The organism is uncultured Arcobacter sp. (genome assembly GCF_937982575.1).
Taxonomy (GTDB): Bacteria; Campylobacterota; Campylobacteria; order Campylobacterales; family Arcobacteraceae; genus Arcobacter.
In genome coordinates this window covers 20,285-35,484 of the sequence record NZ_CALJLR010000008.1, presented here as the reverse complement: position 1 = coordinate 35,484, position 15,200 = coordinate 20,285, and the positions used below count along the sequence as shown (strand labels likewise).

Annotated in this window: 10 protein-coding genes and 3 tRNA genes; 10 read left to right on the top strand and 3 right to left on the bottom strand. The window is 28.4% G+C overall.

Annotation, left to right across the window (positions count from 1 at the left end):
* The first annotated feature begins 17 nt into the window (after positions 1-17).
* From nirB to Q0617_RS08035, 3 genes are all read left to right on the top strand, one after another.
* A complete protein-coding gene (gene nirB, locus Q0617_RS08045; protein WP_298752257.1) occupies positions 18-2,477 on the top strand; it encodes a nitrite reductase large subunit NirB in 2,460 nt (819 codons plus the stop codon).
* A gap of 1 nt (position 2,478) precedes the next feature.
* Complete coding sequence (gene nirD / locus Q0617_RS08040; RefSeq protein WP_298752256.1) at positions 2,479-2,787, top strand: nitrite reductase small subunit NirD; 309 nt, start codon at positions 2,479-2,481, stop codon at positions 2,785-2,787.
* A 74-nt stretch (positions 2,788-2,861) separates the two neighbouring features.
* Positions 2,862-4,961, top strand: a complete 2,100-nt coding sequence (locus Q0617_RS08035; protein ID WP_298752255.1) for an ATP-binding protein — start codon at positions 2,862-2,864, stop codon at positions 4,959-4,961.
* Here Q0617_RS08035 and Q0617_RS08030 read toward each other — a convergent pair.
* Complete coding sequence (locus Q0617_RS08030) at positions 4,950-6,014, bottom strand: tRNA pseudouridine(13) synthase TruD (RefSeq protein ID WP_298752254.1); 1,065 nt, start codon at positions 6,012-6,014, stop codon at positions 4,950-4,952. The genes Q0617_RS08035 and Q0617_RS08030 overlap by 12 nt on opposite strands.
* 276 nt (positions 6,015-6,290) lie before the next feature.
* On the opposite strand from Q0617_RS08030, the gene Q0617_RS08025 reads away from it, so the two are divergent.
* The 4 genes from Q0617_RS08025 to Q0617_RS08010 all read left to right on the top strand — a co-directional run bounded on the left by Q0617_RS08025 (position 6,291) and on the right by Q0617_RS08010 (position 8,122).
* Positions 6,291-7,130 carry a flagellin gene (locus tag Q0617_RS08025; RefSeq protein ID WP_298752253.1) on the top strand — a complete coding sequence of 280 codons (840 nt, stop codon included), beginning with the start codon at positions 6,291-6,293 and terminating at the stop codon, positions 7,128-7,130.
* A 128-nt stretch (positions 7,131-7,258) separates the two neighbouring features.
* On the top strand, positions 7,259-7,891 hold the full coding sequence (locus Q0617_RS08020; RefSeq protein ID WP_298752251.1) for a hypothetical protein: 633 nt from the start codon (positions 7,259-7,261) through the stop codon (positions 7,889-7,891).
* Positions 7,892-7,956: 65 nt separating this feature from the next.
* A tRNA-Tyr gene (locus Q0617_RS08015) sits at positions 7,957-8,041 on the top strand.
* 5 nt (positions 8,042-8,046) lie between these two features.
* Positions 8,047-8,122, top strand: a tRNA-Phe gene (locus Q0617_RS08010).
* An 83-nt stretch (positions 8,123-8,205) separates the two neighbouring features.
* On the opposite strand, the gene Q0617_RS08005 is transcribed toward Q0617_RS08010, so the two are convergent.
* Positions 8,206-8,282: transfer RNA gene (locus Q0617_RS08005), tRNA-Arg, on the bottom strand.
* 106 nt (positions 8,283-8,388) lie between these two features.
* On the opposite strand from Q0617_RS08005, the gene Q0617_RS08000 reads away from it, so the two are divergent.
* Genes Q0617_RS08000 through Q0617_RS07990 form a run of 3 tightly spaced genes read left to right on the top strand, consistent with a single transcriptional unit; the run spans position 8,389 to position 12,465 of the window.
* Complete coding sequence (locus tag Q0617_RS08000) at positions 8,389-10,980, top strand: PAS domain-containing protein (RefSeq protein ID WP_298752250.1); 2,592 nt, start codon at positions 8,389-8,391, stop codon at positions 10,978-10,980.
* Entirely contained in the window at positions 10,981-12,084 is a 1,104-nt protein-coding gene (locus Q0617_RS07995; protein ID WP_298752248.1) for a response regulator, read from the top strand.
* A gap of 24 nt (positions 12,085-12,108) precedes the next feature.
* Positions 12,109-12,465 carry a CbiX/SirB N-terminal domain-containing protein gene (locus Q0617_RS07990; RefSeq protein WP_298752247.1) on the top strand — a complete coding sequence of 119 codons (357 nt, stop codon included), beginning with the start codon at positions 12,109-12,111 and terminating at the stop codon, positions 12,463-12,465.
* Between the two features lie 34 nt (positions 12,466-12,499).
* On the opposite strand, the gene Q0617_RS07985 is transcribed toward Q0617_RS07990, so the two are convergent.
* Positions 12,500-15,052 (bottom strand): cache domain-containing protein, encoded by a 2,553-nt coding sequence (locus tag Q0617_RS07985; protein WP_298752244.1) that lies wholly within the window; start codon positions 15,050-15,052, stop codon positions 12,500-12,502.
* Between the last annotated feature and the right edge of the window lie 148 nt (positions 15,053-15,200).

The window sequence follows — 15,200 nt, the reverse complement described above, 5'->3', positions numbered from 1 at the left end:
GAATAAAAGGACTGAAAGTGAAAGAGAAATTAGTAGTAATTGGAAATGGAATGAGTGGTCTTAGAACCATAGAAGATTTACTAGAATTGGAAAAAGAGAGATATGATATTACAGTTTATGGAGAAGAACCATATGTAAACTACAATAGAATTATGCTTTCATATTTACTTAGTGGTGAAAAAAGTTTTGAAGATACAATTATCAACCATCAAACTTGGTATGAGGAAAATAATATATCTCTTCATAAAGGTGATAAAGTTATATCTATAGATAAAAATTCTAAAACTATCACTAGCCAAAATGGCAACACTGAATCATACGACAAACTTCTTATTGCTACTGGGTCAAAACCTTTTATTCCTGATACCTTTGGAAGTAATTTAAAAAATGTAATTGCTTTTAGAACAAAAGAAGATAGTGATACTATCTTAAAACTAATAGATAAAGAAAAAACAGCTGTAGTTGTTGGTGGTGGACTTCTTGGACTTGAAGCAGCTTACGGTATTGCTATGCATGGCATTAAAACTATTTTAGTACATAGAAGTGGTTCAATTCTTTCTCAACAATTAGACACAACAGGAGGAAAACTTCTTCAACAAAACTTAGAAAAATATGGAATAGAGTTTAAACTTAATACTACTGTTACAGAAATCTTTGGAAATGGTATAGTTGAAAAAGTAAATTTTTCTGATGGTACATTAGTTGATTCTAATATTGTGGTTTTTGCAACAGGAATAGTGCCTAATACTTCCTTAGCAAAAGAGGCAGGACTTGATTGTAATAAAGGAATTGTTGTAGATGATTTTTTAAAAACAAGTGATGATTCTATTTATGCAATTGGAGAGTGCGTTGAGCATAGTGGGAATACTTATGGATTAGTAGCACCTTTATATGAACAAGCAAAAGTTTTAGCAAAGAGTTTAGCAGATAAAAAAACAGATGCTTATGCTGGTTCTACTTTATCAACAAGACTAAAAATTTCTGGTGTTGACCTATTTAGTGCTGGAGATTATTTGGGAGATGAAACAACAGAAACTCTAATCTTACTTGATGAAAAAGTTGGGATTTATAAAAAACTTGTAATTTATAATAATAAAATCATTGGAATGGTTTTATATGGAGAGACAGCCGATGCTTCTTGGTATTTAAAACTTTTAAAAGAAGAGACTGATATCTCTGATTTAAGAACAAAAATACTTTTTGGTAAATCAGCCCTTGGAGATAGTGGACATGGTGGGAATGATGTAAACTCTATGAGTGATGATGAAGAGGTATGTGGATGTAATGGAGTTTGTAAAGGTGATATAGTATCTGCTATAAAAGAAAAAGACTTAAAATCATTAAGTGATGTAAAATCATGTACAAAAGCGGGAGCATCTTGTGGTTCTTGTATTGGTTTAGTTGAACAAATTTTAGTTAATACCTTAGGTGATGAATATGATGCCGTTGAAGAGGGAATTTGTGCTTGTACAACATTGGGCCACAAAGAGATAAAAAGTGCTATTGATAATGGTGAATTTAAAACTGTTTATGATGTATTTAAAGCCCTAGATTGGAGAACGGATGATGGATGTGTTAAATGTAGACCAGCTATCAACTACTATTTACTTGTAAAATACAATGATGATAAATACAAAAATGACAAGCGAAGTGCCTTAGTAAACGATAGAGTTTTTGCAAATATTCAAAAAGATGGAACTTATTCAGTGGTACCTAGAATTTGGGGAGGATTAACTTCACCTCAAGAGTTAAAAGATATAGCTGATATTGCTGTTAAATATGATGTTCCAACTGTAAAATTTACAGGTGGACAACGTCTAGATATGCTTGGAATTAAAAAAGAGCAGTTAGAGCCTATGTGGAAAGATTTAAATGACTGTGGCTTTGTATCTGGTCAAGCTTATGCAAAGGGATTACGTACTGTTAAAACATGTGTGGGTAATACTTGGTGTAGATTTGGTACACAAGACTCTATGGGCATGGGTGTAATAATTGAAAAACTAACTTGGGGTTCATGGACTCCACATAAGTTTAAAATAGCAGTTTCAGGATGTCCTAGAAACTGTGCAGAAGCTACCATAAAAGATTTAGGTGTAATTGGAGTTGATTCTGGTTGGGAGATACATATTGCTGGAAATGGTGGTATAAAAGTTAGAGTAACAGACCTTTTATGTAAAGTAGAAACAGATGAAGAGCTACTTGAATATGTAAAAGCCTTTATGCAGTTTTATAGAGAAGATGCTTATTATTTAGAGAGAACTGCTCATTGGGTTGAGAGAATGGGATTACAACACGTAAAAGATGTGATGCTAGATAAAGAAAAAGTAAATTTTTATGCAAGAAGATTTGAAGAGTCACAAAAACATGCACAAGTTGACCCTTGGGCAAAAGCAATTGAAGATGGATTTACAAAAGAGTTTTCACCAATAGTATTAGACCCAGAACAATCACATAGCTTTGAAGCAAAGGAGAATTAAAATGAGTACATGGATAGCTGCATTAAATATAAATGAAATACCAAGTATGGGATCAAGAGTTTTATACTACAAAGATGAAGAGATAGCAATTTTTAAAACAAAAAATGGTGAAGTTCATGCTATAAATAATCTTTGTCCACATAAAAAAGGAAAATTAAGTGAAGGGTTAGTTCATGAGACTATGGTGACTTGCCCTTTACATAATTGGGATATTGATTTAGTAAGTGGAGAGGCAAAGGGGGAAGAGTGTAATTGTTCAACAACTTATGAAACAAAATTAAAGGATAATTTAATTTACATTAAAATTTAATATTAATTTACTTATTTTATATTTTAGTATATATAGAGTATAATATATACATTCGTCTTAAGTTAGGATCTTGTATGTACTCAACATTTAAACCTATATATTTATTTATCTTAGGTTTTGGTTTACTTTTTACATTTATTATTGTTGACTATTTTTTATCAAATGAAATAAATTTATTGACTCAGAACAAATATATTCAAACATCAAATAACTTAAAAGAACAAATAAGTAGAGCCATTAAAAACAAGAGTAACTCAACTTTAAATATTGCCATATCATTATCTGAGAATATGGGATATAAAGAGTTTTTAAAAAATAAAAAAGATTTAAAAATAGATTTAAAAAATGTATCTTCAAAAATAAAAGAGAATAGTAACTTTAAAAATGTATGGATTCATCTAGTTGATAAAGATGGAATAAGCAGATATAGAAGTTGGTCACCAAAAAAAGATGATGATATTACACCTTTTAGAAAAGAAATCCCCTTATTACTAAAAAACCCTAAAATATCATCTGTTATAAGTGTAGGAATTTTTGATATGACTTTCAAAAGTATTGTTCCTGTCTTTAATGGAAATGAATTTTTAGGCTTAATTGAAATTATTACAAAAACAAATTCCATAGCAAAAGATTTTGAGAAAAGAGGATTAGACTTAGTAATCCTTGTAGATGAAAAATATAAAGAACAGATCAAAAAGCCTTTTACAAAAGATTTTTTGGATAACTATTATGTTGCAAATTTAAATGCAAAAAAAGAGTTAAAAGAGATTATACAAACAGATATTAAAGAGTTTATAAACATAAAAGAGTACAAAATATTAAATAATTATTTTGTGACAACATATACCTTAAAAGATATCACTAATTCTGATATGGGCTATTTTATTATTTTTAAAAATATCACAGAGATAAGCTTGACAGATATTCTTGAGTTTGAATATTTCATTAAATTAATTGGTATCTTATTGGCTTTTTTTATAATAGCTATTTTTGCCACTATTTATTTTTATAATAGATCAAAATATACAGTTATTTTAGAAAAAGATGTAAAAGAAAGAACCCAAGAGCTAAATGATTTAACTAAAAGATATCATCAGATTTTTCAAGGTTCTAAAGCTATAAAACTAATTCTTGACCCTAAAACACAAGATATCGTTGATGTAAATAATGCTGCCATTGAATTTTATGGATATAAAAGAGAGTACTTTTTAAAACTTAAAGCAAAAGATTTAAATAATCAAGAAGAAAAAGAATTCAAACTAATACTAAAAAGAATATTAGAAAATAAACAAAATATATTTACAATAAAACATAAACTATCAAATGAAAAGATAAAAGATGTAGAGATATATGCATCAGCTATTCAAATATCAAATAAAACTTATATATATGCAATTATCAGAGATATCACTGATAGTCTAAAAGCAAAAGAAGAGTTAGATAAAAAACAAAAACTTTTTTACCAACAAGCAAAAATGGCATCAATGGGAGAGATGATTGAAAATATTGCTCATCAATGGAGGCAACCTCTTTCAACAATTACAACAGCTGCAAGTGGTACAAAGATTAAAAAAGAGTTTGGAGAACTTGATGATGAATTCTTTTTTGATTCTATTGATTTGATTGTAAGAGCTGCAAATTATCTTTCTCATACAATTGATGATTTTAGAGATTTTTTTAAACAAAGTAAATTAAAAGAAAAATTTAATGCCTTAACCATATTAAACAATGCACTTAAACTATCAAATGTAAATAATAAAGGTATAGAGTTAATAATAGATTGTGCGCATATAGAGATAACTGGATTTAAAAATGAACTAATACAAGTATTTCTAAATATCTTAAATAATTCAAAAGATGCCTTGACTAATATAAAAGATCCAAAAAAGTTAATAAAAATTGATGTCAAAGAGATAGGTGATAATGTAATCTTTTCTATTTTAGATAATGGTGGGGGAATAGATGAAGAAAAAATTGATAAGATTTTTGAACCATATTTTACTACAAAACATCAATCGCAAGGTACTGGTATTGGCTTATATATGAGTGAGCAAATTATAGATAAACATTTTGGTGGAGAGATAAGTGCTCAAAACGTAAACTTCAAAATACAAGATAAAGATTACTTTGGAGTAAATATACAAATAAAAATCCCAAGAAACTTAAACTCTTAAATTCTCATTTGCAATATTTTCAATAACTACTGTTGCATAAGATGCTTTTGGAAGTCTAAATTTTAATTTACATTTTTTATTCTCTACATCATAATTTACAAAAATATTTTCTGGGAAAATAATAGCATCTCTTCGTAAACCCTTCTCTTGAATATATGTATCGTCAAACTCTTGTTCTATAACTTGGGCTTCATTTCTAGCTCTATAAACTTCTCTACCACATAAAAGTCCTGTTGGCACTATTTTTTTATCTTCAAAATCTCTTATTATTTTTTCATTTATCTTATTTGGTGTAAAAAACTTCAGGTCATCAAGTGACTTCATCACTTCACCATCAAGTAATTTAAATTTGTCCTCAGACATTTTTACTCTTTTTGCAAGCCATTTATTAAATAAATCACTTTGGTAAATAGAGATTAACATTTTTTCTAACTTTCTATCTCTAATTTTCAAATCCCCATAAATAATCTTATTTGCTTTTTCAAGGTTCTCTTTTACATCTTTTCCAAATCTTTGATAGCCAAAAAAGTTTGGTACTCCCACTTTCCCAAATTCACGTAGTCTTTTTTCAATAACACCAACATCACAGGCTTCAACTTCGTGTAGATTTATTTCAAATGAGTTCCCTAATAAATCTCCAATATTTAATTTCGTACTATGTAAAAAAGTATCTAAGATTTTTATTTTAGGATGTCTAAATTTTTTTATATCTTTTGCATATTTTCTTGGGATTGAAATATATTGTGTGGTAGTTGCATTTTTATCTTTTAAACCAGCATATCCTATCTCATTATCATATATATTTAGATTTCTTGCAAGTGAGTCTATTAAATCCCAAGTCCCTAATCTCTCTTTTTCTATCTTTAAAATTATAAAATTACCTTTATTGGTAAATCTTATAGGCTCTTCTGTAACTATAAAATCATCTATATTTTGATAAAACTTAAATTTTAGTGGTTTATAATTTTGTAAAAATACTCTTTTCATCTCTAACCTTTTAATTAATTTTGACATAATACCCAAAAATAGTTGATTTAAAAAAAGTATAGACATAAAAAAAGGCACCTAACCCTTGATAGTGCCTTTTTTCTCTGATTTAAATTTTTTCTAGGAGACTTTAATCTTAATAAAAATGTATTCTTAAATAGTTCGCATTCTATTTATTTATAAGAAAATTATACTATGTATGGGTTAACTATGAAACAATGAATAGTTAACAAAAAGTTAACACTATGTATAAAAGCTCACTAAAACTAATAACATTACTTAAAGTTAGTTTAATATTATAAATTGTAAAATAAAATAAAATCTCAAAGAAAGGAGCCTCTCATGACTATAGGTAATGATTACAGCAATTATTTATATATACCAGAAGAGCTTCAGGGAGTTAGAAATACCAGTCCGCTAGATCGGATTGCACAAAATGAGAACATAACAAAAGCTGCTGAAGATCCAGCACTTTTGGTTATTTCTGAAGCACTAAAATATGAACAAAGTGGTTTAACTCAAGGTGTTGAAAATATAAATAGTGCCTTATCTTATTTACAAATAGGAGATGGTGCCCTTAAAGAACAATCAGATATTCTAAACACTATTAGAGAAAAAACTTTACAAGCCGCAACTGATACAACAAGTGATGATCAAAGAAATATTATTAAAAATGAAATAGATAAACTTTTAGAACAGTTTGATAATATCGCTTCAAGTACAAGTTATGGAAATGAATCTATTTTACAAAATGGTCGTGAAGATCAAAGTGGAAGTAACCCTTTTAATGTACAAATTGGGACAGATTCAGGAGACTCAACAACTCTGAATTCACTACAATCAAATACTCAAGGCTTAGGTTTAGATCAATTTTTAAACAATGGTAGTTTTTCAGCACAAGATGCAAGAGCATTTTTAGATACAATTGATAATGCATCTAATCAATTACAAGATATTAGAAGTGAGATAGGTTCTACTGCACAACAACTAGAATCTTCATATACATCTTTATCTTCACAAGTTGTAAACACTAGTTCAGCACTTTCAGGCATTTCAAATGTTGATTTTGCAAAAGAAGTATCTAGTTTCTCAAAACAAAATATTTTGGCTCAAATTGGTTCTTTTGGACAAGCACAAGCTAATAATATAAATCAACAAGCAGTACTAAGACTTCTTACATAAGAAGTCTTAGCTAATGCTACTACATTCAAAAAACACCATTTTTTTTCCTATAGGATTTTATTATTTATTTAATAGATGAAGAGATAATATCTAATCCTAAAATATTACAAGAGCATATATATCCAAATATGCAAGAGAACTATTATGCCTATGAATATTTTTCTCCAACCATGTATATAAAACTTGCAAAAGCTGGTTTTATAAGTACAACAGCAACACTTGCTAACAAAAAAACATACTTACTACCTGAAATCCAGTTTGAGTATGCAGTTTTGTATTTTGAAGATCTTCACATAAGTAAAAAAGTAAAAAAACTTATGCAAAAAGATGATTTTGTTTTTGTAAAAAATAAAAATCTCAATCTTGTCATTGAGAGTATAAATGATTTTCACAAAGATTCTTGGATAAATAAAGAGTATAAAGATATGCTCTTAGATATCTTTTCAAATAAACAAGATAATTTTGAATTATTAAGTTTTGAACTATATAGCAAAGACTATTCAACTTTAATTGCAGCAGAAATTGGATATAAAATAGGTAGTATTTACACAAGTTTAACAGGTTTTTCAAATAGAGAAAAAGAGTATAACAATTATGGCAAACTACAGTTAGTACTTTTAAGTAAATACCTTCAAAATAACAATTATAGATTTTGGAATTTGGGTCATGCCTGTTTACAATATAAACTTGATTTAGGTGCAATTATCTTAAAAAGAGATGCTTTTTTAGAACAATGGCAAAAATATACAAAATTTTTATAACTTTTCTATATAAATTCATACAACTTTAAACTTTGTTTGAATATTATTGCACTCTTCAAACAAACGGTGAGGTTGGAGAGTGGTCAAATCCTGCGGATTGTAAATCCGCCGCCTACGGCTTCGAAGGTTCAAATCCTTCCCTCACCACCACTAGTGGCTCGGTAGCTCAGTCGGTAGAGCAAAGGACTGAAAATCCTTGTGTCGGCAGTTCGATTCTGCCCCGCGCCACCACTAGTTTAACCTACAAATAAATACAATCTTTAATCAAATCAATAACAACATATTTTATAAATTTTGGGAATTTTTATATAAAGTGGTACTCCCTAATGGATTCGAACCATTGACCTACGCCTTAGAAGGGCGTTGCTCTATCCAGCTGAGCTAAGGAAGCATTTAAAGGTGAGATTATAACAAATAATACTTGCTATTTCAATGGTTTAAATAACTTAAATATAATATGTACTATAATAGATATCAAAATTATAAGGTTAATACAAATGAGCAAAACAAAAGCAGTACTACTTACAATTTTTTCCGTTATATTAGCAAATGTAATAGCTTTTAGGTTTATTGATATAAGTACAAAATCACAAATAGATATTTCAAATAAAATGATTCTAAATGAAGCAAGAACTCAATTTAAGGATACCATTCACACAAGAGAATGGAATGCACAATTTAATGGAGTATATGTCCAAAGTGATACATTAAAACCAAATAAATACTTAGTCAATAATCACATTTTTACAAAAGACAATAAGAAACTTGTAAAAATAAATCATGCCTGGATGACTAAACAAATCTCCGAAATATCAAATAAAAGTGGAGATTACTATTATAAATTAACTAGCCTAAAACCAATAAATCCAGAAAATAGTCCTGATAAATTTGAAAAATTTGCCCTTAATAAACTTGAGAATGAAAACACACAAGAATATTTTGAATTTAGTGAAAATTTAAAAAGATTTAATTATGTAGGTGCTCTAAAAGTAAAATCAAGTTGTATGGAGTGTCACTATATACAAAATTACAATGTAGGGGACTATATTGGTGGGATTAGAGTCACAATTCCAACAAAAGATTATAAAATCTTTTATGAGTCTCTACAAGATAAAACCTATATAACAAAACTAATTTTAGTAATAATCTCTATCTTTTTTCTACTAATATTAATGTGGTTTATAAATAGTATATATAGTAGACAAGAACTTATTAATCAAATGGCAAAAAAACAAAAAGAGTTGTCTGAAAGATATAAGTTAGCAATTGAAGGCTCAAATGATGGTTTATGGGACTGGAATCTAGTTACAAATGAAGTATATTTTTCAAAACGATGGAAAGAGATGCTTGGATATGAAGTTGATGAACTAAAGAATGAACTTGATACTTGGGAAATGTTAGTTAATCCAGAAGATTTAGAAAAAGCTAAATTAGATATCACAAATAATCATAAAGGTATAACTGAACAGTATAACAATATCCACAGACTAAAACATAAAGATGGGCACTGGGTTTGGATATTAGATAGGGGTAAAACTTTTTATGATAAAAGTGGAAACCCAATTAGAATGTTAGGTTTTCATACAGATATTACAGAACAAAGAGAGTTAGAAATATCATTAAATAATTCACAAGAAAGTTTATTAAATGCAGAGAAAATGGCTCACCTTGCCCATTGGAGTTTAGATATAAAAAGTATGGAGTTAACAGTATCAGATAATATTAGAAGAATATTTGGACTTGAAAATGATGCCCCATTTGGCATGAAAGAGTTATTTAAAACCTTTGTTTATGAAGAAGATAGAGACTTGGTATCTAATAAACTCACTCAAAATGTAAGTGAAAAAAAGCCATACAATATAGAGTATCGTTTTAAAAGATTAAATGAGGATGAAATAAGATACATAAACTGTAATATTGAACATGAAGTTATTGATGATAAAGTTGTTAAAACAGTAGGAACCATACAAGATGTAACTAGTATTAATCTAATACAAGAAGAATTAAATATACTAAGAGTTGCCATTGAGCATGCCCCAATATCATTTATAATAACAGATAAAAATGGGATGATTGAGTATGTTAATCCATGTTTTACTAAAACTACAGGTTATACTTTAGAAGAAGCATTAAAACAAAAATCAAGAATTTTCAAATCTGATTTTATAAAAATTGAAGAGTATGAAAATCTTTGGGAAACAATTTCAAGTGGTAAAACTTGGAGTGGAACCTTAAAAGATACAAACAAAGATGGAGAAGAGTTTTGGGAACTTGCATTTATCTCACCAATTTTTTCAAATAAAGAGGGTGAAATAATTAACTATCTTGCAATAAAGCAAGAGATAACTAAAGAGTTATTTTTAAAACAAGAGTTACAAGATAAAGAAGAGCTTATGATTGCCCAATCAAGACATGCTGCTATGGGTGAGATGATTAGCATGATAGCTCATCAGTGGAGACAGCCAATTGCAATCGTTGCTATGGGTGCAAATAATATTATGGCTGACATTGAGCTTGACATGGTCAATAGTGAGTCCTTAAAAGAAAACCTAGATGAAATCATTTCCCAAACAGAGTATTTATCTCAAACTATTGATGATTTTAAAAACTTTTTTAAACCAAATAAACAAAAAGATTTAGTAACAGTTGAATCTATCTTCGCTGAAACATTTAAAGTAATGGGTAAGATGTTAGAAAATAGTGATATTAAAGTTATTCAAAACTATAAATCAGGTACACAAGTCTATACTTATACCCAAGAACTTTTACAAGTTTTTATAAATATTATTAAAAATGCAAAAGAAATTTTAGTTGAAAAAAGAGAGAGTAATAGAGTTATTAAAATCAATGAGTTCATAAAAAATGACCATGTAATAATACAGATAAGTGATAATGCAGGAGGTATTGATATTAAAAATATTGATAATATTTTTGATCCATACTTTACTACAAAAGAACAAGTTGGAACAGGATTGGGATTATATATGTCAAAAACAATTATAGAAAAACATTTAAATGGAAAGTTACTTGTATCAAACACAGAATATGGCGCGTGTTTTGAAATACAATTTTCTATAAAGGATATGTAGATGTCAGATTTAATTCAATTAAAAGAGTCTGCAAAAGATTTATCTGTACTTATTGTCGAGGATAGTTTAACTATCCAAAAGCAGATGAAACTATTTTTAGAAAAACTATTTAAAAAAGTATATATTGCAAACGATGGGCTTGAAGCTTTAGAAGTATATAAAGAGTTCCAACAAGATATTATCTTAACTGATATACAAATGCCAAATATGGATGGTGGTGAGCTAATAGAGAGTCTTAATAAGCTTGATTCTAAATCTAAAATAATAGTCTTTTCTGCATATGGACACTCTGAAAATGTTATGAAATTCTTAAGAATGGGAGTATGCGACTTTATTCAAAAACCTGTTAATTTTCAACAGTTAACAACTACTTTATTAAAAGTAGTTTTAATGAAAGATTCTGATAATGGAGAGTTTACAAATGAACTACTAAAAGACTTGAAGATAATAAAAAATAGTAAAGCACCTATTACCTTAATAAATCACTACAAGGGTCTACCTCTTGTTCATGATGGAATTATCACATCAATAGAAAATGATAGCATTAAAATACAGACACAAAATGTACAAACAAAAGCTATATTAGAACAGAAAAGTACTACAATTGAAACTGATAAATCTATTATAAATGTTACATTAAAAGATTATGACAAATCAACAAATGAGTTAATTTTTACTGATTTAGAAAAGCTTGACCGCTCTCCTAAAAATAGAGAAGCTTTAAGAATAGTGCCAGAAAAAGAGTTTGTTGCAACTATTTTTCATCATAATGAAAGATATAATTTTAATATAAGCTCTTTATCTACAAAAGCTATCTCTTTTAAAATAAAGCAATTTGATGAAAAAATCAAACTAGAAGATAAAGTTAACTTATCATTGGGATTTAATACTTTTTATACAACTGCATACCACAATACAGTTACCCATAAAGAGAGAATTGATACAAAAGCAAGTGTTCTAAAAATAGAAAAAGCTGATGACTTTACTAAAATAGTTATGAGCTTTGATTTAAGTTTGGCAGATAAAAAAGTTTTAGAAAAATATATTTATCAAAGAGAAGTTGATATTATTAAAGAGTTTAAAAGAAAAACACTTCAATCATAATACAAATTTATTTTAAGGTTAATAATGAAAGCGTTAGTTCTAATAGCACATGGTAGTAAGAAAGAGAAATCAAATCAAGAGTTTAGAGATTTGGTTGATGAAATAAGAGAGTTAAATTCAAAAAAATATGAAAAAATAGAGACTTCTTTTTTAGAGTTTGTTGAACCTTCAATAGAAGATATAGTAAAAAACTTAGCTACTCAAAATATTAAAAGTATAACTTTTTATCCATATTTTTTAAACTCAGGAAAACATGTAAGTGTCGATATACCTAATATTGTTACTACTCTAAAAAATACTTACCCTGATATAGATTTTAAAATACTTCAACATTTTGGCTTATCTAAAAGAATAGCTTCAATCATATCTGAAGAGATATAAACTTTAAATTTACATCTCTTCTAGTTTAACTCTATTAAAAGCTTTCCCACTCATCATCACTTTTAGAATTACTTTTAATTTCTTGAACTTTTGCAGAAGGTTTACTTGGAGCACTTACCTCTTTTTTTGCAGGAGTACTCCCTGTTCTTTTTGTTAATTTTTTAACTTCAAACTTTTCTGTATCTTTTGTCTTACTCATTGCATCATAATCTGTTATCTTTGCCGTTAAACTATCTTTACCTCTAAACTCTTTTTCGTTTGCTGATGATACTATAAGTTTAGCTAACTCATCTGTTTCAACTGCAATTGAATGTGTTGTATTAGAAATAGCAACATTCTCTTGTGTTTGTTGGTCTAGTTTATTTACAGCATCATTGATTTGTTCAATTCCTGCTCTTTGTTCTTTTGATGATTCTGCAATTGATTGAATAGTTTCAGTTGTTTTATTGATACTTTCATTTAAGGCTTCATAACCTTTAATCATCTTGTCAGTACCCTCTTTACCAGCATTGGTTTTTTGAGTTGCATTTTCAACTAAGGCTTTTATCTCTTTTGCAGCATCTGCAGATCTTGAAGCTAGATTTCTAACCTCTTGTGCAACAACAGCAAATCCTTTTCCAGCTTCTCCAGCAGTTGCAGCTTCAACAGCTGCATTAAGTGAAAGAATATTTGTTTGGAAAGCTATTTGGTCAATTAAAACTATAGCATCTGCAATTGCTTCAGTTTGGTCATTAATCTCATCCATTGCAGTAACAGTTGATTCAGCAAGTGATTTACCCACGCTAATTGATTGAACTAACTCTTCTGAATATGAAGCCATTGTTGATATACTATTAGTATTGTTAACAATTGCTGATGTTATCTCTTCCAACGCTGCTGCCGTCTCTTCTAAAGATGCTGCTGTTGATGTTGAGTTTCTATTTAATATATCAACGTTTTTAAGTAGAATATCAGAACTTGCATCTAATGTTAAACCATTTTGTTTATTGTCTCTTAACATATCATTGATAATTGTTGCTAACTCATTTACAGCTATTTCTACTTTTCCATTTGCTTCTTTTATATTATCTCTAAAGTCTAACTGACCATATTTAGCTAATGTATCAAGAATAACATTTGTATCTTTACCAATATTTGTTTCAAGATTATCTAGCATTTCATTAAGTTTATTTTGAAGTTTTTGTAAAGATTCATTATCAGTTCTTTTTTCAACTCTATTATATAAATACCCTTTTTCTATCTCTTCCACAACTCGGGTAACATCTTGAATTAACTCATCATCTTGTTTGATTAAAGATTTTGTTTTGACTAAATTTTGATTTATAATTTTAGCCATAGTCCCTATTTCATCATTGGCTGAATCATCAAGGTTATCTACATCTGCTTGTTCTTTATTTAAATATTTAAAGAAACCAAGCAGTCCATCTTGGAATTTATTTAAAGGAGTAAATATAGTCTTATTTGATAAATATCCCATAAGTAGTGCTAATAAAACCATTATTACAAAAATAATTATACAATTTCTTATAATTACACTTTCAATTTGGGCTTCAGTTTCATCATGCATTTGCATAATTTTATCTTCAATATCATCTACATATACACCAGTTCCTACAATCCAATCCCAAGCTTCAAATTTTTGAACATAAGAAAACTTTGGTTGAGGAGTTTTCTTACCAGGTTTTGCCCAAGAATATTTAACTAATCCACCCTCAACTTTTGCATTTGCAACTTTTGCCATTTCTGAAAATAATAACTTTCCATTTGTATCTTTAGTTTGTGATAAATCTTTACCATTTAAAGATGCATTTATTGGATGCATAATCATTTTTGCATTAGAATCGTTTATCCAATAATAACCATTTTTGCCATATTTCATCTCACCAATAGCATGTAAAGCTTCTTCTTTTAGTTTTTCAGTTACATTATCAACATACTCACCTGTTCCAATAACCCAATTAAATGGTTCAAAAACTTTTACATAAGATACTTTTGCTTGCGGTTTTTCAAAACCTGGCTTTGGCCAAACATAATCAATAAATCCAGATCCAGAATTTTTTCCAACTTTTGCAAATTCATCAAAAATTCTTTTCCCATTTTTATCAGTATAGTCTGACATATTTTTCCCATTTAAAGCTGGTTTTATTGGGTGCATAACAATAGTCGCATCAAAATCATTTATCCAAAAATAGCCACTTTCTCCATATTTAGAACTCTCTACTACAGTTTTAATTATCTCTTTTAGTTCTGCATCAGAAACTTTTCCCTTATACTTTTTATACTCACCTTCCATGATTGAAAGTACAAACTGTGTTTGGTCTTTAAGGTACTTTTGAACCTCTTCTTTTATCTTTTCAGGTGCTGTTCTTGCATGATAAGACTCTATTGTTTTCATAGCTAAAGATACATAGTTTTTTAACTCTTCTTCTTTTGTATCATATGCATTTTGTTTAAATTTCTCAATTACTGTTGCAGATGTTTCTTGCAACGAAATTACAGATTGTAAAAGCATCGCAACTGATACCACAATAATAGAACTTATAACTATAAGCAACAGTTTTGCTTTGATTGATAATGACTTTAACATAAATTCCTCTTTTTTTAGTTTACTTCGTAGCATTAATATAGCATAAATAATATTTAGATCCTCTTATTTTTGTATAAAAAATAACCAATACTACGAGTTCTTGTTACATTTCTCTGCATAAAAAAATTATTTTTAAAATTTACCAATT

Bases quoted from the DNA above. Each gene is read 5' to 3' on its own strand.
- nirD (WP_298752256.1), top strand. From the start codon at position 2,479: ATGAGTACATGGATAGCTGCATTAAATATAAATGAAATACCAAGTATG.
- Q0617_RS08000 (WP_298752250.1), top strand. From the start codon at position 8,389: ATGAGCAAAACAAAAGCAGTACTACTTACAATTTTTTCCGTTATATTA.
- Q0617_RS08025 (WP_298752253.1), top strand. From the start codon at position 6,291: ATGACTATAGGTAATGATTACAGCAATTATTTATATATACCAGAAGAG.
- Q0617_RS08035 (WP_298752255.1), top strand. From the start codon at position 2,862: ATGTACTCAACATTTAAACCTATATATTTATTTATCTTAGGTTTTGGT.
- Q0617_RS07995 (WP_298752248.1), top strand. From the start codon at position 10,981: ATGTCAGATTTAATTCAATTAAAAGAGTCTGCAAAAGATTTATCTGTA.
- Q0617_RS07990 (WP_298752247.1), top strand. From the start codon at position 12,109: ATGAAAGCGTTAGTTCTAATAGCACATGGTAGTAAGAAAGAGAAATCA.
- Q0617_RS07985 (WP_298752244.1), bottom strand. From the start codon at position 15,052: ATGTTAAAGTCATTATCAATCAAAGCAAAACTGTTGCTTATAGTTATA.
- Q0617_RS08020 (WP_298752251.1), top strand. From the start codon at position 7,259: ATGCAAGAGAACTATTATGCCTATGAATATTTTTCTCCAACCATGTAT.
- Q0617_RS08030 (WP_298752254.1), bottom strand. From the start codon at position 6,014: ATGTCTATACTTTTTTTAAATCAACTATTTTTGGGTATTATGTCAAAA.